General features: G+C 48.6%; 21 protein-coding genes. 14 read left to right on the forward strand and 7 right to left on the reverse strand.

From position 1 onward, the window contains the following. Positions 1 to 433: 433 nt before the first annotated feature. Positions 434 to 1,633 carry a tyrosine--tRNA ligase gene (gene tyrS, locus H4O21_RS15755; RefSeq protein WP_182809839.1) on the reverse strand — a complete coding sequence of 400 codons (1,200 nt, stop codon included), beginning with the start codon at positions 1,631 to 1,633 and terminating at the stop codon, positions 434 to 436. A 132-nt stretch (positions 1,634 to 1,765) separates the two neighbouring features. On the opposite strand from tyrS, the gene H4O21_RS15760 reads away from it, so the two are divergent. Together H4O21_RS15760 and H4O21_RS15765 are read left to right on the forward strand one after the other, a co-directional pair. Continuing rightward, positions 1,766 to 3,079, forward strand: a complete 1,314-nt coding sequence (locus tag H4O21_RS15760) for an OapA family protein (RefSeq protein ID WP_182809840.1) — start codon at positions 1,766 to 1,768, stop codon at positions 3,077 to 3,079. Continuing rightward, a complete protein-coding gene (locus H4O21_RS15765; protein ID WP_182809841.1) occupies positions 3,076 to 4,188 on the forward strand; it encodes an anhydro-N-acetylmuramic acid kinase in 1,113 nt (370 codons plus the stop codon). The genes H4O21_RS15760 and H4O21_RS15765 overlap by 4 nt, the downstream gene beginning before the upstream one ends. A gap of 65 nt (positions 4,189 to 4,253) precedes the next feature. Here H4O21_RS15765 and erpA read toward each other — a convergent pair whose 3' ends face one another. From erpA to argC, 4 genes are all read right to left on the reverse strand, one after another. Continuing rightward, the gene (gene erpA, locus H4O21_RS15770; RefSeq protein WP_182809842.1) at positions 4,254 to 4,604 is read right to left on the reverse strand and encodes an iron-sulfur cluster insertion protein ErpA; all 351 of its coding nucleotides are present in this window, start codon (positions 4,602 to 4,604) and stop codon (positions 4,254 to 4,256) included. Between the two features lie 73 nt (positions 4,605 to 4,677). Continuing rightward, positions 4,678 to 5,247: a bactofilin family protein gene (locus H4O21_RS15775; protein WP_182809843.1), complete on the reverse strand. Its 570-nt coding sequence runs from the start codon at positions 5,245 to 5,247 to the stop codon at positions 4,678 to 4,680. Positions 5,248 to 5,249: 2 nt separating this feature from the next. Next, positions 5,250 to 5,909: a DUF6776 family protein gene (locus tag H4O21_RS15780; protein WP_182809844.1), complete on the reverse strand. Its 660-nt coding sequence runs from the start codon at positions 5,907 to 5,909 to the stop codon at positions 5,250 to 5,252. 129 nt (positions 5,910 to 6,038) lie between these two features. Then, on the reverse strand, positions 6,039 to 7,073 hold the full coding sequence (gene argC / locus H4O21_RS15785) for an N-acetyl-gamma-glutamyl-phosphate reductase (protein WP_182809845.1): 1,035 nt from the start codon (positions 7,071 to 7,073) through the stop codon (positions 6,039 to 6,041). A gap of 96 nt (positions 7,074 to 7,169) precedes the next feature. Between argC and H4O21_RS15790 the strand changes: the two genes are divergently transcribed. From H4O21_RS15790 to H4O21_RS15825, 8 genes are all read left to right on the forward strand, one after another. Further along, complete coding sequence (locus H4O21_RS15790) at positions 7,170 to 8,918, forward strand: chloride channel protein (RefSeq protein ID WP_182809846.1); 1,749 nt, start codon at positions 7,170 to 7,172, stop codon at positions 8,916 to 8,918. A 58-nt stretch (positions 8,919 to 8,976) separates the two neighbouring features. Continuing rightward, positions 8,977 to 9,411, forward strand: a complete 435-nt coding sequence (gene hemJ / locus H4O21_RS15795; protein WP_182809847.1) for a protoporphyrinogen oxidase HemJ — start codon at positions 8,977 to 8,979, stop codon at positions 9,409 to 9,411. 26 nt (positions 9,412 to 9,437) lie between these two features. Further along, positions 9,438 to 10,238, forward strand: coding sequence for a bifunctional hydroxymethylpyrimidine kinase/phosphomethylpyrimidine kinase (thiD, locus tag H4O21_RS15800; protein ID WP_182809848.1), 801 nt, complete (start codon positions 9,438 to 9,440; stop codon positions 10,236 to 10,238). Further along, positions 10,235 to 10,906, forward strand: coding sequence for a thiamine phosphate synthase (gene thiE / locus H4O21_RS15805; protein WP_255487332.1), 672 nt, complete (start codon positions 10,235 to 10,237; stop codon positions 10,904 to 10,906). The genes thiD and thiE overlap by 4 nt, the downstream gene beginning before the upstream one ends. A gap of 49 nt (positions 10,907 to 10,955) precedes the next feature. Then, entirely contained in the window at positions 10,956 to 12,239 is a 1,284-nt protein-coding gene (hemL, locus tag H4O21_RS15810) for a glutamate-1-semialdehyde 2,1-aminomutase (RefSeq protein ID WP_182809849.1), read from the forward strand. A 90-nt stretch (positions 12,240 to 12,329) separates the two neighbouring features. Further along, a complete protein-coding gene (locus tag H4O21_RS26330) occupies positions 12,330 to 13,901 on the forward strand; it encodes a bifunctional aminoglycoside phosphotransferase/ATP-binding protein (RefSeq protein ID WP_182809850.1) in 1,572 nt (523 codons plus the stop codon). A gap of 244 nt (positions 13,902 to 14,145) precedes the next feature. Further along, positions 14,146 to 14,487 carry a pentapeptide repeat-containing protein gene (locus H4O21_RS15820; RefSeq protein ID WP_182809851.1) on the forward strand — a complete coding sequence of 114 codons (342 nt, stop codon included), beginning with the start codon at positions 14,146 to 14,148 and terminating at the stop codon, positions 14,485 to 14,487. A gap of 258 nt (positions 14,488 to 14,745) precedes the next feature. After that, on the forward strand, positions 14,746 to 15,096 hold the full coding sequence (locus H4O21_RS15825; protein ID WP_182809852.1) for a Rieske (2Fe-2S) protein: 351 nt from the start codon (positions 14,746 to 14,748) through the stop codon (positions 15,094 to 15,096). On the opposite strand, the gene sfsA is transcribed toward H4O21_RS15825, so the two are convergent. Next, positions 15,062 to 15,778, reverse strand: a complete 717-nt coding sequence (sfsA, locus tag H4O21_RS15830) for a DNA/RNA nuclease SfsA (RefSeq protein ID WP_182809853.1) — start codon at positions 15,776 to 15,778, stop codon at positions 15,062 to 15,064. The genes H4O21_RS15825 and sfsA overlap by 35 nt on opposite strands. A 69-nt stretch (positions 15,779 to 15,847) precedes the next feature. Next, positions 15,848 to 17,023, reverse strand: a complete 1,176-nt coding sequence (locus H4O21_RS15835) for a pyridoxal phosphate-dependent aminotransferase (RefSeq protein ID WP_182809854.1) — start codon at positions 17,021 to 17,023, stop codon at positions 15,848 to 15,850. A gap of 275 nt (positions 17,024 to 17,298) precedes the next feature. Between H4O21_RS15835 and dksA the strand changes: the two genes are divergently transcribed. The 4 genes from dksA (at position 17,299) to H4O21_RS15855 (ending at position 21,945) form a co-directional block, all read left to right on the forward strand. Further along, positions 17,299 to 17,733 carry an RNA polymerase-binding protein DksA gene (gene dksA, locus H4O21_RS15840; RefSeq protein ID WP_182809855.1) on the forward strand — a complete coding sequence of 145 codons (435 nt, stop codon included), beginning with the start codon at positions 17,299 to 17,301 and terminating at the stop codon, positions 17,731 to 17,733. Positions 17,734 to 17,803: 70 nt separating this feature from the next. Continuing rightward, complete coding sequence (gene gluQRS, locus H4O21_RS15845; protein ID WP_182809856.1) at positions 17,804 to 18,694, forward strand: tRNA glutamyl-Q(34) synthetase GluQRS; 891 nt, start codon at positions 17,804 to 17,806, stop codon at positions 18,692 to 18,694. 115 nt (positions 18,695 to 18,809) lie between these two features. After that, a complete protein-coding gene (locus tag H4O21_RS15850) occupies positions 18,810 to 18,986 on the forward strand; it encodes a hypothetical protein (RefSeq protein WP_028299614.1) in 177 nt (58 codons plus the stop codon). Beyond that, positions 18,976 to 21,945, forward strand: a complete 2,970-nt coding sequence (locus H4O21_RS15855) for a sensor histidine kinase (protein ID WP_182809857.1) — start codon at positions 18,976 to 18,978, stop codon at positions 21,943 to 21,945. The genes H4O21_RS15850 and H4O21_RS15855 overlap by 11 nt, the downstream gene beginning before the upstream one ends. Position 21,946 lies beyond the last annotated feature (1 nt).

Genomic DNA, 21,946 nt, shown 5'->3' on the forward strand with positions numbered 1-21,946 from the left:
TCACAGCAAGCGCCCACACGAATTATCTGACTGAATTTTTAAAGAGCAGGTTAAGCGATGAACTCGTCTCGCTCAACCGAGGCTGCGTATTTTACAGAAGCAGACCTCAGAGTCAATCATTTTTTAATCTTTTTTCCGATTCTTCCTGAGAAGAGAGAAAAGAACCTGAGAGAGACTTAAAAGTAAAACTCAGTAAAAACAATTGGTTACTGCTGCTCATCGGGTCACCCCTTGACAGCGAGGGCGTATTATACGCACCCGGAAGCAGAGTACAACCCCCTGAGCAAAAATAAGTGCATTTTTTGTAAAAAAGTTACAGCAGCTCTGAAACGAGCAGCAAAAGCAGGGAAATCAGAGGGTTAGCAAAAGCACGATAAAGCCCCGCACTGCGGGGCTTTAAGCATGACAATCATCTGTTTTTTAGCAGAGTAGCTTATGCCAGAGTAATCTTAGCGAACTGCTTTTTACCAGCCTGACAGACGTAAGTACCGCCTTTTTTCAGCTTCAGTCCATCTTCAGCAACTTCACCGTCCACTTTAATACTGCCAGCCTTTAACATATCACGAGCTGCATTGGAGTTTTTTGTTAAACCTGCTTTATTAATTACTGCAGTGACCGGCACTTCGACCTGCTCACCAAAGTCAACAGTAACTTCAGGTAAGTCTTCCGGCAACTCGCCGTCCTTCAGACGATTACCGGCACCTTTATGAGCATTTGCTGCTGCCTCTTCACCATGAAAACGAGCAACCAGCTCACGTGCCAGCTCAATTTTGACATCACGAGGATTAGCCCCAGCTTCAACAGAAGCTTTAAGCTCATCAATCTCACTCATTGGGCGGAAGCTCAACAACTCGTAATAACGCCATATCAGAGAATCAGGCATAGAGACGATTTTACCGAACATTTCTCCCGGTGCATCGTTAATCCCTACATAATTACCCAGAGACTTTGACATCTTCTGAACACCATCCAGCCCCTCCAGAATAGGCACTGTAATACAAATCTGAGGTTCCTGACCGGCACCTTTCTGCAATTCACGTCCCATTAACAGGTTAAATTTCTGGTCAGTACCGCCCAGCTCTACGTCCGCTTTCATTGCCACTGAGTCATACCCCTGAACAAGCGGATACAAGAATTCATGAATAGAGATGGACTGGTTATTCTTATAACGCTTACTGAAATCATCCCGCTCCAGCATACGAGCGACAGTCTGCTGAGCGGCCAGCTGAATCATCTCGGAAGCATTCATCTGCCCCATCCAGGTCGAGTTAAAGCAGATTTCTGTCTTTTTCGGGTCCAGGATTTTGAAAACCTGTTCAGTATAAGTTTTTGCATTACGAGCAACATCATCCTCTGAAAGAGGCTTACGCGTAACATTCTTGCCTGTGGGATCACCAATACGCCCGGTGAAATCGCCAATAAGGAACATGACATGATGACCCAGCTCCTGGAAATGACGCAGCTTATTAATCAGAACTGTATGCCCCAGATGTAAATCTGGAGCCGTTGGATCAAAACCCGCTTTGATGCGAAGCACCCGACCGCTTTCCAGTTTTTTTACCAGTTCTTCTTCTACCAGTATTTCTTCAGTACCACGCTTAATCAGCGCCAACGCTTCATCAACGGAAGTCATCAAATTATCCTGTTTTGTCCAGAGCAACTTAAGATCAATTGTCTTTCACCAATTGTATCTTGGGAAAAATAGCGTACATTATAGCATTCGCCAGACGACACCCAACAATTTCAAACTATTCTGGTTCAGTTTATGCCGTTAAAAGTATCTAAAATGAAGCATCACTTAGCACTGGGTACGATTATCTCTATCGGGTTGATCACTGCCCTGATCTCCAGTCAGGATGTTTCCGCAAAACGTATTGATGTACCACTGGATTTACAGGTCAAAACGACGCCACAGAAAAAAGACGCCGAACCTTCAGCAGACAGCTCTGACTGGCCAGAGCTGGATGAGCAATGGCAGACTTACACCGTCAAACGCGGAGAAACACTGTCTCAGTTATTTTCCAGGGCAGACTTAAGAACCAATGATCTGTACTCACTGATAAACAGCCCGGAACTGGATACTGATCTGGCCCGACTGAAGCCTGGACAGCAATTGCACTTCCAGCTGGATGATGAACAGAAGCTACAGATGGTCAGACTGGATCATTCAAAAACCCGCCTGTCTATGTTTGAACGTCAGGATTCTGGTAGTTTTTCTGAAAATATTTTGACCAGGGATACAACTAAAGAACTGACATATTCAGAAGGCCAGATTAAGGACTCCTTCTTTAATGCAGGTAAGGATGCGGAACTGAGTCACCAGACTGTTATGTCCCTGGCATCTGTCTTTGGCTGGGATATCGATTTCTCTCTGGATATGCGTCCAGGTGACACATTTAAGGTGCTTTATTATCAGGAACACCTGGATGGTCAATATTATCGCGATGGCGATATCCTGGCTGCAGAATTCACCAATCAGGGGAGAACATACCGGGCAATCCGTTACACAGACCAGAATGGAAACACGGATTATTACTCTGAAGATGGCCGCAGTATGAAAAAGCAATTCCTGCGTTCACCAATGGATTTTACCCGCATCTCTTCCCATTTCACCACACGCCGTTATCACCCCGTTCTGCATAAATTCCGTTCTCACAAAGGAACAGATTACGCAGCCAAACGCGGCACTCCTATTAAAGCCACAGGGACAGGCAAAGTCATCAGAGCCAGTACCAGTCGAGGCTATGGTAAGCATGTCATTCTTCAGCATGGCCAGCGCTATACCACCTTATATGCGCACATGAATGCATTCGGAAAAGGAATACGTAAAGGGACGAAGGTACGCCAGGGCCAGGTCATTGGTTACGTTGGCAGTACGGGGCTGGCAACAGGTCCACATCTGCATTACGAGTTCCGTGTCAACGGTATTCACAAAAATCCGGTGACAGTGAAGCTACCTGATGCTGATCCAATTGCTAAAAAGGAAAGAGAACGTTTTGATCAGTATGCAAGCAACCTGCTGAGCAGCTTTGAATCTTATAGCCAGACACAGGTTGCAAAACTGGATACATCAGAATGAAATCACTTTATATCGGCCTGATGTCAGGCACCAGCGCTGATGGCGTTGATGCTGTTCTGGCCGAAATAAGTATGCCATTTCAGTTCCGGGTACTGGATACTTTCGCAACGCCTTATCCGGAACATTTTCGCAAACATTTACTGGAACTGGCTCTTTCAGAACAGGTCAGTAAACAAGCTCTTGGGGAAACAGGCTTCTACCTGGCAGGCTATTTCAGTACCGCAGCCCGGCATCTGATCAAGCAGAATAAGCTTCAAGCGGCTCAGATTACAGCTATTGGTAGTCATGGCCATACTATCGATCATGCACCGAACAGTCAGACACCTTATACCACTCAGATAGGTAATCATGCCAGAGTGGCGGAACTGACCGGCATCACCTGCATAGCAGACTTCCGTAGCAGAGATATCGCAGCAGGTGGGCAAGGTGCACCTCTGGTCCCAGCCTTCCATCAATGGATATTTCAGTCGGCCCCTGCACACTCAGCTATTGTTAATATCGGTGGTATCAGCAATATAACGGTGCTTAATCAGCAGAATAAGGCCTGTGCCGGATACGACTGTGGTCCGGGAAATTGCCTGCTTGATAGCTGGCACCAGCAACACACTGATGAACCATTTGATAGCGAAGGCTTATCGGCATTACAGGGCAATTTATTACCCAATCTGTTGGCAAAGATGGTCGCTGATCCTTATTTTGTAAAACCAGCCCCTAAAAGTACCGGGCGCGAATACTTTAATATGACATGGCTGCAGCATTATCTGAAAAAATGCCCGGAAACAGCAGACTGGAAAAGCATCAGCCGGACACTGACAGAACTGACAGCCCGATGCATCATCTCCGAAGCGGTACGGCACAAATGCAGGCATCTTTTTCTATGCGGTGGCGGAGTCCATAACACATTGCTTCGGGAAAGGCTGACATCGCTGGCTGAAGCAGAAGGCATACAGACAGCACTGACCAGCGAACTCGGTTTAAGCGGGGACTGGGTAGAAGCGTCGGCTTTTGCCTGGCTGGCTCACCAGACGGTCAATAAACTTACAGGAAACCTTCCGGCAGTTACCGGGGCAATCGGAGATCGTATTCTCGGAGCGGTCTATCCGGCGTGAGTATGGGAAGGGGGTAACAGAGGTATAAAAAAAGCAGCGAACGCTGCTTTTTTATCTTACGAAGGTCAGACTGTAAAAGATGCTCCACAACCACAAGTCGTGGTTGCATTAGGATTTTTTACAATAAACTGAGCCCCTTGTAAGCCTTCCTGATAATCAACCGTTGATCCAACAAGATACTGATAACTCATAGCATCAACAACCATTCTGACGCCATTATTGTTGATTACAGCATCATCATCCTGTGAACTTTCATCAAAGTCAAAACCGTACTGAAACCCTGAACATCCACCACCAGTTACATAAACACGTAACTTCAGTTCAGGGTTCTGTTCAGTTTCGATCAGTTCACGTACTTTCTCTGCAGCGGCATCACTCAGAATCATTGGCTGAGGGGTAAACACATCCGCGGTCATATCTGGCTCCGGATTAACACACTGAAAGTGAATTATCAGCTTAACCCACTAAAACAGTCAACTTAAGTTTTTATCAGGGCTTTTTTTCAGCCCCCGCAGGAGGCTGTTTACCTGTAGCCGCATCCTTATTCTGATTTGGCACAGATCCGGAAGCTTTCTTCACAGGCAAAGCTTTTACCTTGGGGTCCGTTTCAGATTCCAGAACAGGCTTTTCCTGAGTCACGTGTTTTGGCATTTCAGGTCGGTCTTCTGGTTTACCACGATAAGAGTGCTTCAACTGCCCACTGACCTGAGACCCCATAACCATCTCAATCATGTTATAGAAAACATCACCCTTGATCTTCGCCTTAGAAGCCAGCTCCAGATGCTCACAGGCATGTACATCGCCAGTTACACTGCCGTTAACAACCACATGAGGGGCGGATATCTCACCAACGACAACTCCATTTTCACTAATGCGCACAATAGCACCCGAGTTATCTTCAGCAATGATATTGCCAAAGATTTTGCCATCAATATGCAAGCCTCCCGCAAAGTGCATATCACCCACAATCTCTGCTTTGGCTGAGATCAGGGTATCAAAGTGATGACTGCTACTGGGTTTACTATTGCTACCCTTATTGCTGTTATTACCACCAAACATAACTAAGTCGACTCCTGAACTGACCATTCATAGTTTTTCTCTACTCTCATCGCCTTGCGGCCAGTTGATTGCAGAATCACTTCTACTTTCTCAGGCTTAAAACCTTTTGGCAGTGTCATCTCGCCTCTGACATTCTGGTAGAAACGGAAACGGAAACGCACACCAAGGTCTTTTACTTTTTCAGAAATATCTCTGAGTGGCAAAGCTCTGCGGGTATCTCCCTGATTACCTATCACACTGACCAGAACCCGACCTTCCACGTAATCATTATTACTGGCTACCTGCGTCAGCATCAGATTGTACTCAAATCGTGCTGGATCCAGTGTTCCGGAAACATCCCAGCTTTCAATTCTTAACCCTTTATCCTCTGTTGTAGGAGCCATGACCCGTTTATAAAAGGATACTTCATTCTCCAGCTGAGCAATCCTGGCATTCAGCTCTGTAATCGTATGACGCACTTCAGCATAAGCTTTCTGATCAACAACATTGCTCTGAGAAAGCACTGCTACTTTCTGTCTCAGCTCTTCGTTTTCACGAAAAAAATCACCCGAAGATAATCGGAGTTTATTCAGCTCAGCTACTGCCTGGCGACGCTCCTCCCAACCCTGATACTGGCCATAACCATACCCGGCCAGTACAGCAATGATCAGAAAGATGATCATAAATATTCTTATAACGAAATTAAGAACGCGCTGCCTTGGGCTGTAAGAAACAATTTTCAGCCTTTCCTGTTTACTCTCTTTCACCATAGCCATACGGGTAACTCTGAGTATCCTTTTATCGGTCAATGACTAGGGCATCAGGCCAACCTGATTCAGGCCTGTCGTTTCTTCTAAATCAAACATCAGATTCATATTCTGGATTGCCTGACCAGATGCACCTTTTACCAGATTATCAATTACTGATAATACCACAACGCGATTGCCGTTCCCTGGACGGTGTACTGAAAGACGACACATGTTTACACCCCGGACACTTCTCGTTGCAGGATGTGACCCGGCAGGCATGACATCAACAAAAGGTTCATTGGCATAACGCTGTTCAAATAACGCTTGCAGATCACCAGCATCCTGACTTTTAAGTTCAGAGTAAACTGTAGCATGTATTCCGCGAATCATAGGCGTCAGATGAGGTACAAAAGTCAGATCAACCGCTTGTCCGGCTGCATCACTTAATCCCTGACAAATTTCAGGTAAATGCCGGTGACCAGCCACACTATATGCCATCATAGACTCACTGGTTTCACATAGCAGGGACCCCACTTTAGCGCCACGACCAGCACCACTGACACCTGATTTACAATCAGCAATAATGCCTTCTGGTCTGATTAAACCCGCCTCCAGTAAAGGAATAGCCGCTAACTGTACTGCCGTTGGATAACAGCCCGGAACAGCCAGCAGGCGTGTACTGCGAATCGTTTCACGATTGACTTCCGGCAAACCATAAACGGCTTCATTCAGCAGATCAGGAGCGCCATGATCCTGACCATACCACTGCGCCCAGAGTTCTGGATCCCGAATACGAAAATCTGCAGATAAATCAATCACCCGTCCGCCATTTTCCAGAATTTCACCAGCCAGACTGTGAGCTACACCATGAGGCGTAGCAAAAAAGACGACGTCACAGGCAGCCAGCTGAGCGACATCTGGTACAGAGAAACACAAATCATAATGGCCTCGAAGGTTCGGATACATATCAGCAACAGCCACACCTTCTTCAGAACGAGAGGTAATCACTTCGACCTGCGCCTCCGGGTGCTGAGCCAGCAATCTGAGCAGTTCAACACCGGTGTATCCCGTACCACCTACAATACCAACTTTAATCACGTTCGCTCTCCGTTATAACCTCTTAAATCGAATGCCGTTATAATACACAAAAGTTATGGCTTATGTAGCGCACTGCCTCCGTAAGGATTATCCATATTGAGAAAGAACAAGAAACTTCAGCAATGGTTAAGCCATTTCACGATAGATCATTTCCGTGAACGCCTGGCACATCTTGATGCTCTGCCCCAGCTGGCCTTACTTGGCCTGCTGTCTGGTTTATTTACCGGTGCGGTCATCGTGATTTTTCTGAGCATACTGGATTACCTGTCTCTGCTGTTGCTGGGCACACACTCTGAAAACTATGAAAGCCTGCCGCTGTATATCCGACTGGCAGGCCCGGCAATTGGCTGCCTGCTACTGGGGCTGATGTTCTGGTTTATTCCTGCTGCCTGGAGAGCACAGGGTATAGGCCATGTGATGGAGCGCTTTTCTTTTAACCAGGGGCATATGCCCTGGCCTAATGCAATCCATCAATTTTTCAGCGTACTGATCGCCCTGGCATCCGGTTTATCTGCAGGTCGGGAGGGGCCTGCTGTACACATGGGAGCCGCCTTAAGCAGCATTCTGGGAGTAAAACTGCGTTTACCTAATAACAGCCTGAGAATTCTGGTCGGTTGTGGCTCTGCTGCCGCCATAGGTGCTTCGTTCAATACGCCTATTGCCGGGGTCATTTTTGCCATGGAAGTGATTATGGCGGAATATACTCTGGTCGGATTTACACCTATTATTCTGGCGTCGGTCAGTGGTACCGCTCTGAGTCAGTGGTTGCTGGGTGAACCGGTTCTGTTTGATGCCACTCCGGTCGAACTTTATTCACTGGCTGAACTGCCCTGGGTAGCAGCCAGCGGTATCATGACCGGTATTTTATCCGCTGGCTTTATTGTCATGGCCGGACGTTTATTTATTCTGCAAAGTAAACCTCTGGCAATCCGGTTCAGCCTCGTCGCAGCCGCTACTATGCTGGCAGCCTGGTTACTGCCAGTACTGATGGGGACTGGCTATGATCTGGTCAATCAATCCTTTACCGGTGAACTTTCTCTGAATTTTTTGTTAATTCTGGCAGGTGGTAAACTGCTACTGACAGCACTGACATTCGGCCTGGGTGTCCCTGTTGGCATAGTGGGCCCTCTGGTTGTTGTTGGAGGGTTATTCGGTGCCGCTATGGGACATGTCGGAGCCTTTCTGGTAGATACCCGGGTATCCGATATCAGTGTTTATGCCATGATAGGTATGGCAGCAATGATGGCCGCCACTTTAAACGCCCCTCTGGCCGCTCTGATGGCTCTGCTGGAACTTACGAATAATCCGAATATCATCATGCCAGGCATGCTGGCCGTTGTTTCAGCTATTCTGGCCTGCCAGTATCTGACAGAGAGAGAACCTTCTGTTTTCCGTTATATTCTGGCACTGAGAGGGCTCGATACCCGTCATACACTGATCAGCCATACTCTGAGTCGAGCCGGGGTCATTGCCGTAATGAACCAGAAATTTATCTGGTGTGAGCACCAGATCAGTCTGGCCTCATTAAAAAACCGGCTACAACAAAAACCTGTCTGGTTACTCTATAAAGATACAGATTCAGAGCAGGTATGTATGATGCCGGTCGCCGAAGTGGTCAGTTATCTGGACGAGCTATCGGAAACAGGCCATGACCTGACAATATTATTATCTGAAATACCGTCAGAGGAGCGTCTGAACGCAGTGGCTATTGATCACAGATCCACTCTGGCACAGGCTGATCAGATGATTGCAGATCTACGTAATGAAGCCTTATATGTCACCGATCAAAGCCATCAGCCCCGTGGTGTCATCACCCGGCAGATGATCGAAAATTATTATCGCTGACGCTATACAACACCCTGTAATACGCACCATTACCCACAGAACTATCCAGGAGAAAGAAATGGATTACCTATGGCTGAAAGCCTTTCATATTATGGCCATTGTTACCTGGTTCAGTGGCCTCTTCTATCTGCCCAGACTGTTTGTTTATCATGCAGAAACCAGAGACACCGAAGGCAATGAACGCTTTAAGGTTATGGAGCGTAAGCTGTACCGGGGGATTACAACACCGTCAATGGTCGTTGTCATAGGTCTTGGTATAGCGTTGCTGAGCCTGAATCCAGCCTATTATATGTCCCAACCCTGGATGCACGCTAAACTGTTACTGGTCACTCTATTGATTGTATTTCATTTTTTCTGTGGCTATCACCTGAAACAGTTCGCCAACGATAATAACCAGAAAAGTCATGTGTACTTCCGGGTTTTCAATGAATTACCGGTTCTGGCATTAATTGGTGTCATTATCCTGGTTGTCGTGAAACCGTTCTCAGGCTGATAGTGATACAGAATACAGGAGTAACCATGAGCGAATCTCATACAGCATCGCCTGATGTCACCCTGGTTCTGGCGGGGCATGACCCTTCCGGAGGGGCAGGTATTCAGGCCGACATAGAAACCATACGCTCTCTTGGCGGCTATGCCTGCAGTGTCATCACAGCAACAACCTGTCAGAACACCGTTAATGTTCAGTCGATTCATCCGGTGAATGCCACGGATCTGATCACCCAGGCCAGAGCCATTCTGGATGATGTTCCGATATCCGCAATTAAAATTGGCCTGCTGGCCAGTGTAGAGAATATAGAAGCCATTCATACCCTGCTGACAGATTACCCGGATATACCCGTAGTACTGGACCCTATTCTGAGAGCCGGTGGCGGCAAATCACTCAGCAGTGACGATATGGTACAAGCTATATCCACATTATTACTGCCCTATACCACTTTACTGACCCCGAATACTCAGGAACTGGTCCGGTTAAGTCCTAATGCCGATTCGGACCAGGCCCGATGTCAGTACCTGATTGAACAGGGTTGCCGCTATGTCATGGTAACCGGTACTCATGCCCGAACACAGGATGTCATCAACACCCTTTACAGCTCTCATGGTGAAGTGCAGCAAAAAAGCTGGCCACGCCTGCCTGGGGAATATCACGGCAGTGGCTGCACGTTTGCCGCCGCCGCCGCCGCTTTACTGGCACAAGGTGCCGATATCTGTAACGCCACAGAGATGGCGCAACAATTTACCTGGAACAGCCTGAAACAAGCATATCACCTGGGTAAGGGGCAATACCTGCCTAACCGACTTTTCTGGAGTCATTCTTGAACGCACCTGACAACACATCCGCCCTTTCCTCTGCAACAGGCAACAAGCAGATCTATGCCATCACCGATAGCCAGCTGATGCCAGGAGAGCACCTGATTCAGAAATCAGAGCTGGCCTTACAGGCCGGACTGGCTTTTCTGCAGTACCGTCGTAAAGGAGGAACAGAAGATGAGCGCCAGCACGAAGCTGGACAACTACTGGCACTGTGTCGCCAGTATCAGACGCCTCTGATCATTAATGATGATCTGGAACTGGCAATGGCTATTGATGCCGATGGTGTCCATCTGGGCCAGAGCGACGGCTCACTTAAAGAGGCCCGCCAGCGTCTGGGAAACGATAAAATTATCGGAACTACCTGCCATGATTCGCTGCAACTGGCTGAGCAGGCGATTCAGGATGGAGCCAGTTATATTGCCTTCGGCCGTTTTTTTCCATCAAACACAAAACCCGGAGCATCTCCTGCACCTTTAAGCCTGCTAACAGAAGCCAGGGCCCGCTTTGACTGTCCGATTGTTGCCATTGGAGGCATCAATCTGGACAATGCCCGTCAGGTCACAGAAATGGGGGCAGATTTTGTGGCTGTAGTGCATACGGTTTTTGCTTCAGATCAACCGGATCAGCAGGTTTACCGTTTGCAGCACACCTTGAACAAGGTAGAGTCTGCATAAGGTATTCCTTACATTTTTGTTTTATTTTCCAGAAACGATAGGAAATTCGATGTCCACGTCAGAACAGCTATTTAACAAAGCTCAGGCGGTTATCCCTGGTGGTGTAAACTCTCCGGTCCGTGCCTTCAAAAGTGTGGGTGGTACTCCGGTCTTTATCAAACGCGCCCAGGGTGCGTACCTCTATGACGAGGATGATAAGCAGTATATTGACTACGTAGGCTCCTGGGGACCTATGATCACGGGCCACGCTAACCCGAAAGTCCTTCAGGCAGTTAAAGACCGTCTGGACTATGGTATGAGCTTTGGTGCGCCAACGGCTATCGAAACAACGATGGCAGAACGCATCTGCGAGCTGATGCCAAATATTGAAATGGTTCGTATGGTGAACTCAGGCACCGAAGCAACCATGAGTGCCATTCGTCTGGCTCGCGGGTATACCGGTCGTGACAAGATTGTAAAATTTGAAGGCTGCTATCATGGGCATTCTGACTCTTTGCTGGTAAAAGCCGGGTCAGGCGCTCTGACCTTTGGAGAGCCTAACTCTCCTGGCGTACCGGCTGCTCTTGCTGAGCATACGATTACTCTGACTTACAACGACATCGAGAATGTACGTGAATGCTTCCGTCAGATTGGTGACCAGATCGCTTGTATTATCGTAGAGCCTGTCGCAGGTAATATGAACTGTATCCCACCTGTACCGGGCTTTCTGGAATGCCTGCGTGAAGTCTGCGACGAATTCGGCTCAGTACTGATCTTTGATGAAGTTATGACCGGTTTCCGTGTGGCTCTGGGTGGTGCTCAGGCCCACTTTAATATCAAGCCGGATCTGACCACACTGGGTAAGATCATTGGTGGTGGTATGCCAGTTGGTGCCTTTGGCGGCAAGAAAGAGATCATGTCTCATATTTCTCCTCTGGGTCCGGTTTATCAGGCAGGCACACTGTCTGGTAATCCTCTGGCTATGGCTGCGGGTCTGGCCCTGCTGGACAGTATTACAGAGCCGGACTTCCATAAAGAACTGAGTGCAAAAGTCGATAAACTCTGTGCAGGGCTTGAAGAAGCAGCCAGAGAAGCCGGTGTTCCCTTTATTACTCAGAAAGTCGGCGGTATGTTCGGTATCTTCTTCACAGATAAACCGGCCATTAACGGTTTTGCCGAAGTAATGAACTGCAACCTGGATCAGTTCAATCAGTTCTTCCATGCCATGCTGGAAGAAGGGGTTTATCTGGCCCCGGCGTCATACGAAGCCGGCTTTGTGTCTTCAGTACATACTGACGAAGATCTTGATAAAACCCTTGCAGCAGCTCGCAAAGCGTTTGCAAAACTGAGCTGATATAACACGCGGGTTCAGGCATGAACCCGCACGTACACACCCGGCAGAAAATTAATATTGCCGGATTAACAGATAGACAGGAGAACGCCTGTGAGCCAGACGCTGATTGAGGCGCTGCAGAATCCGGCCTTATATGATCACCCGGTAACGGAATTCAAACTGTATCAGACCCATATTTCCTGGGTGCTGCTGACCGGTGAATACGCCTATAAGATCAAAAAACCGATGGACTTTGGTTTTCTGAATTTTACTACTCTGGAAAAGCGTCAATTCTTCTGTCAACAGGAACTGAAGCTGAACCAGCGCCTGGCCCCGGAGCTTTATCTGGATGTACTGCCGATCTCAGGCAGCGAAGAAGCCCCGCAACTGGGCGATGACAGCGCTCCTTTTGAATATGCGATTAAAGTTCGTCAGTTTGATAATGATAAGCTGCTGAGTGTATTACAGGCAGATAATGGCCTGACTCAGGCCCACATGGACTCCCTGACCCACCAGATTGCCGACTTCCACAACCGTATCGCTAAAGCCGATGACAGCACCGTTCTGGGTAATCCGGAAGAAGTACTGGCACCGGCTCAGCAGAACTTTGATCAGATCAAAGAAATGCTCAGCGATAAAGAAGCACTGAATCAGCTGGCACAGCTGGAAGGCTGGATGCAGGATACCTTTACCCGCTTACAACCATTATTCGCCCGTCGAAAAGCACAGGGTATGGTACGGGAGTGCCATGGTGATATCCACCTGGGCAACGCGGTGCTGATCGGTGATGACGTCACCCTGTTCGACTGCATCGAATTCAATGATGAGTTCCGCTGGATTGATGTGATCAGTGATATCGCCTTTCTGGTGATGGACCTGGAAGCCCGTGGAGAAAATAAACTGGCTCGTCATGTCAGTAATCTGTATCTTGAACTGACCGGCGATTACGAAGGCATACAACTGCTAAGCTTCTACAAAAGCTACCGGTCGATGGTACGGGCTAAAGTCACACGCTTTATGCTACTGGATCCGGGCATTGATGATTCTCAGCGTGAAACGCTGGAACAGGATTATCAGAGCTACATTGATCTGGCGGAGTCCTATACCGTATTTGAACAGCCCTTTATGCTGATTACTCATGGCGTATCCGGTTCAGGGAAGAGTTCAATCAGCCGCGATGTGATTCAGGAACTGGGCGTTATCCGCATTCGTTCCGATGTCGAGCGTAAACGCCTGTTTGGCCTGGACGCTTCAGAACGCAGTCATTCAGAACTGGATCAGGGCATTTATACTCCGGAAGCCACAGAAAAAACCTATGCCCGTCTGACAGAACTGGCTGACTTTATTGTACATTCTGCCACTCCGGTTATTATTGATGCGACCAATCTGAAACGCTGGCAACGGGATGCTCTGCGAGAAAAAGCAGAACAACTCGGAGTTTCTGCATTAACGTTGTCTTTCACCGCCAGTGAAGAGACACTGCGTCGTCGGGTGAAAAAACGTCAGGTACAGGGTGATGATGCCTCTGAAGCAGGACTGGAAGTACTGGCAAAGCAGTTACAGCAGCAAGAAGCTATCTCTTCTGAAGAGACCCACTATACTGTAACTATTAATACTGACGAAGACAGTGCAACCCAGAATCTTCTGGCCAGTATCCGTCGGCATTTTGGTCTGTGCAATTAAGCAGACATGCGCCAGTGACCTGACGGCTTATCCAGTTGAATGTACGGGTAAGCAAGTGTTACCGGGCCAGTATTTTATCCTGGTAACACAGCCCCAGACAGAGAGCGCAGATAACTATCTGTTTTCTTTAATTATTTCTCTGGCGCACTCACAGTCCGATACATTTTCAGTCTGTGCAAAGCCAGAGAAGGGGGTTAGCATTTAAAAGCATCTTTTGTTTACGGAAGACATAGAGGGCATGGCTATGAGTGCACCAAAAATCCTGCAAGACCCGCTTTATCAGTTGCTCCGGGATGAAAATATACAAGGCTTTAACGAAGCCAGGGCTCAAGGTATATCCACTGATCTGCGTTGTGGTGATTTCAGAGGTCTGGATCTGCGAGGTCTGAATGCGGATGGTCTGGATATGAGTAATGCCTACTTCCGGGGATCAGATTTGCGTGGCATTGACTTCACTCACTGTCGCCTGGAAGGTAGCAGCATTGCCGGGGCCAATATTTCAGGCTGTTACTTCCCGAAGGAACTATCTGCAGATGAACTGCTGTTGTCGATGAATCACGGCATACGGATGCGCTATAACAGCTGAAAGATATAATATACAGCAGGAAACCCTTGTCAGAATGGTATCTGAAAATTGCGGTATCACTGTCATCTTAATGTCACAGCGGATAGCCATAATGCGCTTGTCCGAACAGGGGTTATCTAGTGTTCGAGGTTAGTTTACTAACCGTATTTTCAGCCGTTTGCATTTGCAAGCGGCTTTTTTATTGTTCCGGAAAAAACAGTCATAGGATTGCTTGTACAACAACAGCCTGAAGCCTGTACTTATCCCGGGGAGGTTATTATGTACGTTCTGTGTTCCCTTGATGCTCTTGAAAGTAATAGCAGCAAAGGTTTTCAGAGTCCATTAGGTCCCATATTCGCCGTCAGAAAAAAGAAAAAAGTTTATTTATACGCCAATGAATGTCCTCATATGGGAATCAATCTAGAATGGGTACCCGACCAGTTTCTGGATACCAGTAAACAACTGATCCAGTGTGCCATGCATGGCGCACAGTTTCTGATAAAAACAGGTGAGTGCATTCACGGCCCCTGTAAAGGGCAGAACCTCAGACCCGTTCCTTTTGAAATCAACAGTCAGAATGAAATATGCCTCCAGATTACAACCCCTGCACTGGCAGAGCAGACTCAATAATCAGTTCATCTGTCTGCAACCGGCTGCAATAAGCCAGCACCTCCACCCCTTGCTCTGCCGCCCCACGCAGAGCCACAGCATATTCAGGGTCAATATGCTCTGCCGGACTGACTGAATGAATTCCTGTGTGATTGACACAGAACAGCAGTACAGCCCTATGTCCCTGTCGTACCATTTCTGTCAGCTCTCTCAGATGCTTACTGCCTCTCTGACTGACTGCATCCGGAAAAAAGCCAGCACCCGGCGCCCGTTCCTGCTCCAGCAAAGTGACACTTTTCACTTCGACATAGCACTGTTGCTGATCTTTTGTTAATAAAAAATCAATCCGGCTGTTCTCCTCACCATACCGGACCTCTGGCCGGATAGCGTCATAACCGGTTAACTCAGGAATCAGATCATGCTGTAAAGCATCATATATCAGTTTATTAGCCTGAGCGGTATTCACACAGATCAGCTGTCCATCCGGTGTTTCTGACAGCTCCCACGTACAGGGATATTTACGCTTCGGATTACCGGAATCGGAATACCAGACTCGCCAGCCCGGAGCCATACAGTTCCTCATAGAGCCGGTATTCGGACAGTGTAAAGTTATCTCAGAGCCATCTTCCAGTTGGACATCAGCCATAAAGCGTTTATAACGACGAATCAGCGTGGCTGGCTGGAGTTCAGAGACCCATTGCATTAGTTATCCTCAGAGAAAAGAACCGGATTGCTCCGGCTCAGTAACAGTAAAAATCATCCAGCCAGAAAATCAGCTCTGTCGGATAAAACGAGCGATACGTTCTACAGCCTGCTCCAGCTGCTCTATATCTGTCGCATAAGCAAAACGAACGGTTTTCCGGGCGCCATTTAAGCCAAAGTCCAGTCCCGGAGTGGTCGCTACAAACTCCTGTTCCAGCAAATCCTGACACCACTGATAACTGTCATCAGTAAGATGATCAACACCGGCATAGATATAAAAAGCCCCCTCAGGCGTCACAGGTACAGACATCCCCAGCTCTCTCAATGCCGGTAACAGAAAGTCTCTGCGACGTGCAAACTCCGCCCGGCGCTCTTCCAGAATGGCAATAGTCTCTGGCTGAAAAGCGGCCAGTGCCGCATACTGAGATGGAGTCGGTGCAGACAAGAATACGTTCTGTGCCAGCTTATCCAGTTCTGACACCGCATTATCCGGCGCTACCAGCCAGCCAAGGCGCCAGCCGGTCATGCCGAAATATTTTGAGAAGCTATTGATCACGAACGCCTCATCATTCACAGACAGCGCAGTCATAGCGTTCACGCCGTAAGTCAGCCCCTGATAGATTTCATCCGCAATCAGCGCACCATTTCTGGCAGAAACTGCCTGACTGATAGCCTGCAAAGCCTCTTTACCCACCAGAGTTCCGGTCGGATTGGAAGGTGTAGCCAGCATAGCAGCACGGGTCCGATCATCCCAATGCTGTTCAATATGCCCGACGTTCAGCTGATATTCGCTATCAGCCCCCACCGGTATCAGTTGCGGCTCCCCTTCAAATAAACGCATAAAGTTGCGATTACAGGGGTAAGTTGGATCAGCCATCATCACTTTATCCCCCGGATTCACCAGCAGGGCTGCAATCAGCAAAAGAGCGCCGGAAGCCCCGGGTGTCACAATAATTCGCCCTGGATCAATATCCACGCCATAGGCTGTCTGGTAATGGCCGGCTATCGCTTCTCTTAGCTCAGGTAAACCCGCGGCCGGAGTATATTGCGTCAGACCTTTTGCCAGAGCATCCTGTCCCGCCTGAATAACCGGGGCAGCCGTCGGAAAATCAGGCTCTCCGACTTCCATATGAATAACATCCCGCCCTTCAGCCTGAAGCTGCCGGGCTCGTGCCAGTAGCTGCATTACATGGAAAGGGGCAATTTGGGAAACCCTGGCTGCCCACTGAAAACCTGACAGAGACATAAACTACTCCGGATATTAAATTTAGTAACAATAACCAGACATAATAGATAAAAGCATGGATTCATGCACCTTACCGGACGATCAGAACCAGGCAAAAGTGAGGAATACCTTCTATAATTTCTTTTTCAAGTTGCATTTCTCATACTTTTCCGATAAATAAGCAAAGCTTTCAAAAACGTGACCAGGTGGGTCATGTTGCTGAGGGTGCCAGTTAAGGACGAGAAATCGGCAGGTATCCCCAGAATCAATCAATAACACTAATATGGGGCAGTCATATGCCAGACAATGCAACCAACAATACAGAGCAAGCTTTCGTTCCATATAACGCCGCTGATGGCGAGGAGTATATGAATGATAATCAGCTCGAGCATTTCCGCCAGATTCTCCAGCAGTGGAAACAGGATCTGATGGAGGAAGTTGATCGTACTGTTCAGCATCTGCAGGAAGATGCGAGCAACTTTGCTGACCCCGCAGACCGTGCTACCCAGGAAGAAGAATTCAGCCTGGAGCTGCGTACCCGTGATCGTGAACGTAAACTGATCAAAAAAATCAATGAAGCGCTGGAAGACATCGACAGCGGTGATTACGGCTACTGTGAGTCCTGCGGTATTGAGATCGGTATTCGCCGACTGGAAGCCCGCCCGACAGCTACCTTATGCGTAGACTGTAAAACCCTGGCAGAGATTAAAGAACGCCAGATTGGTGGCTGATAACCGCCTGATAAACCGATAAAGGCCAGCCTTACTGGCCTTTGTTCTGACAACCGACTCAGTAACGGGCATGTCTGCATCCCATTCTTATATCGGGCGCTTTGCGCCTACACCATCAGGTCCTCTGCACTTTGGCTCTCTGGTTGCCGCACTGGCCAGCTATCTGGATGCCAGATCGGCTGGTGGGCACTGGCTGTTACGTATTGAAGATATCGATCCACCCAGAGAACAACCCGGTGCCGCCGATCAGATCCTGCGTACACTGGAAGCCTTCGAGCTATTCTGGGATGGCCCCGTGTTTTATCAGAGCCAGCAGAATGAACGTTATCAATACGCCGTGGAATTGTTACAGCAGCGTCATCTGGCCTATCCTTGTCGCTGCAGCCGCAAACAATTACGGGATTATCCGGTTTACCCTGGCTGGTGTCGTGAACATTCCCCTGATACTCAGGATAGTGCGATACGCGTTATAACGTCAGGTCAGTTTCAAATCCAGGATCGTATCCAGGACTATTGCCATTGGAATATGGCAGACATCGGGGATTTTATTATACAGCGCAGAGATAAGCTGTTTGCTTATCAACTGGCAGTCATACTGGATGACCACGATCAGGGCGTTAATCAGGTCGTCCGGGGGTTTGATATTCTGGACAGCACTCCTCGCCAGCTACAACTGCTCAGCCATATGGATCTGCCTGTGCCTCAATATGCGCATATTCCTGTCATTGTTAATCCCGATGGCCAGAAACTGAGTAAACAGAACCTGGCACCGGCAATTCAGGCCGATGAGCGCCTTTCCCTTCTGATAGCCGCACTGAATGCGCTTGGACATACCGCAGATTCATCAGTTACCAGCTGTGGCTACCAGGCCGTCATGGAGTGGGCGATTAAACACTGGGATATTGACCGGATACCGGGTTGTGCCGGTATTCCTGTCACGCAGCTATGCCCTGAAAGCTGATATCATCTGCAATCGCAGGGTTGGTTATTCAGCACAACCCGATTAAACGTTCTGATGCCTTACAGGCTATCCGTTCACATCCACTCCGTAACTCAGCCTTTCCAGAGAGGCCTCTATGTATATTTACCGTCTTATTCTGTTTCTGGTGTTTGCCGGTTACCTTTTTTCTCCCGTGCTGATGGACTGGTGGGGTGATAGTAACGGCAGCTGGTATCGGCCTTATCTGGTCTGGGCTGCTCTGATAGGTATTTCCGTATGGTTAGAACAGAAGAGAAAACTTGATGAGCTTTAGTTTCAGTCTTGGGCAAATTTTTGCCATTGGCGTCGGTTATCTGCTGATTCTGTTTCTGTGCGCTTACGCCACAGAACGACAGTGGCTCCCCCGAAAACTGACCCGGCACCCGGTAGTCTATGTACTATCGTTGGGAGTATATGCCAGTGCCTGGGCTGTTTACGGCTCTGTCGGGCTTGCCAATCAGCACGGTTACGGCTTTCTGTCATATTATCTGGGCGTTGCCGGAGCCTTTGTTCTGGCACCGGTTTTGCTGGTTCCGATTCTGCGCATCACTCGCACTTATCAGCTATCCTCTCTGGCCGATTTGTTTGCATTCCGCTTCCGAAGCCGATGGATTGGCAGCCTGGTAACTGTCTTTATGTTAATGGGTGCTCTGCCTCTTCTGGCCTTGCAGATTCAGGCAGTGGCAGACTCTATCTATATTCTGACCAATGAGTCCTCCCCTCACACTCTGGCACTGGCATTCTGCCTGGTGATTACTACCTTTGCTATTCTGTTCGGTGCCCGCCACACCTCACTGCGGGAAAAACATGAGAGTCTGGTGGTCGCCATTGCTTTTGAGTCTGTTATCAAGCTCGTCCTGATGCTGGCCATTGGCGGTTATGCATTCTTCATCATTTTCGGCGGGTATCAGGGACTAGAGGTGTGGTTACAGGATCACAGTGATCAGTTGAAAGCTCTGCAACAACCCTTACAGGCAGGCCAGTGGCGTACTATGTTACTGCTATTTTTTGCTGCTGCTGTCGCTATGCCCCACATGTTCCATATTATTTTCACTGAAAACCAGTCCACTGAGGTACTGTTCCGTTCCAGTTGGGCTCTGCCGCTTTATCTGTTACTACTGAGCCTTCCGGTACCTGTTATTTTATGGGCAGGCATGGCAGAAGGTCTCAGTCTGCGTCCAGAATATATGATTCTGGGTATCGGGAAGGAAGCGACTGATGGCTGGCTGGGAATACTGGTGTTTGTTGCCGGACTGTCTGCTGCCAGTGGCACTATAATTCTGGTCACTATGGCGCTGGCAGCTATGACACTGAACCATCTGGTGCTGGCCGTTTACCAGCCCGGTGCCCGCTTTGATATTTACAACTGGCTGCTCTGGTTCCGCCGTTTGCTGATAGGCACCATTATTATCGCTGCCTATCTGTTCTACCGGACTCTGGGTGTTAAACATGATCTGGCTAGTCTGGGGCTGACCTCATTTGTTGGCATATTACAGTTTTTGCCAGGTATCCTCGCAGTGCTGTACTGGCCTACGGCGAATCGTATCGGCCTGGTAGCCGGGCTCTGTACCGGTATCGGTATATGGATCTTCGGTCAGGTTATTCCGTTACTCTACAACCTGGACCAGGTGACACTTCCAGCCTCAAACCTGGTATTCCATTCTGGCAGTGATGGCTGGTATCAGGTTGCTCTTACGTCTGTTACGGCCAACATCATTGTCTTCATCTGCACATCATTATTTATTCAGCCCAGCGAGGCTGAAAAAGAAGGAGCCAGTGCCTGTACTGTTGATGCTTTATCCAGACCCCACAGACTGCAGCTAAAAGCCAGAACCTGTCAGGATTTTGTCAGCTTCCTGACTGTCCCCCTTGGGCCTGCCACCGCCGCTCGGGAAGTTGAAACGGCACTGAAGGATCTGAAGCTGGAAGCCAGTGATGACAGACCCTACGCTTTACGCCGCCTGAGAGACAGGATTCAGGCTAACCTGTCAGGCCTGATGGGCCCTGCCATTGCTCAGGAAATTGTTGATCAGTACCTGCCCTGGCAACCCGGTAATCATCAGAGCCACTCGGAAGATATTCATTTTGTTGAAACCCGTCTGGAAAACTATCGCTCTCAGCTAACAGGTCTGGCCAAGGAACTGGATAGTCTTCGGCGCTATCACCGTCAGACACTGGAATACTTGCCAATTGGCGTCTGTTCACTGGGCAATGACAGAGAAATTCTGATGTGGAATCACAGTATGGTACAGCTGACCGGTATTTCCGCACAGGAAGTAGTAGGCTCTAGTTTTGATGCGCTACCTGAGCCCTGGTATACCCTTCTGGGAGAGTTTATCAGCCAGCCGGATCAGCCCCATATTTTCCAGAAGGTTACCCAGGATAATGGCCAGCATCGCTGGTTCTCCCTGCATCAGGCCCATATTGAAGAACCCTTATCCCATATGGATGGCTCTGTTATTCTGCTGGAAGATCATACTGAGACCCAGCAACTGGAAGAAGAACTGGTACATAGTGAAAGGCTGGCCAGTATCGGGCGACTGGCTGCCGGAGTTGCCCATGAAATTGGTAATCCGATTACCGGCATATCGTCTCTGGTTCAGAATCTTAAGTACGAAACGGACAATCCGGAAGTTATTGAAGAAACAGCAGAGCAGATCCTGCAGCTAACGAAAAGGGTCAGCCGCATCGTGCACTCCCTGGTCAGCTTTGCTCATGCGGGGCGTCATACCGGTCAGGACCAGCAGGAACCCATGCATATCCGTGCAGCCATTGATGAGGCCCTCAGCCTGGTATCCCTGACCTCTAAAGGCAAAGACATCGACTTTATTAATGAGTGTTCCCCAGAGTTACAGGTGATCGGTGACATTCAGAAACTGATTCAGGTGTTCGTCAACCTGCTGGGCAACGCAAGGGATGCCTCAGAGGCAGGAGAAAGTGTTACTATTACTGCTACCTGTCAGGAAAACACGGTAACAGTCTCGGTAACAGACAACGGCTGTGGTATTCCTGAAGATCAGTTAGAGCATATTTTTGAACCCTTCTTTACCACCAAAGAACCGGGAGAAGGGACCGGCCTGGGGCTGGCTCTGGTATACAGTATTGTTGAGGAACATTACGGCCAGATACACATCGTCAGCCCGGCAGACCGGATACAGAATCGGGGTACTCAGGTCAATATCACCCTGCCCCAGCATCATGCTGAAGCCAAAAGCGAATCCGCGTGGACATAAC

Origin of the sequence: Oceanospirillum sediminis (assembly GCF_014164585.1) — a bacterium.
GTDB lineage: Bacteria > Pseudomonadota > Gammaproteobacteria > Pseudomonadales > Halomonadaceae > Oceanospirillum > Oceanospirillum sediminis.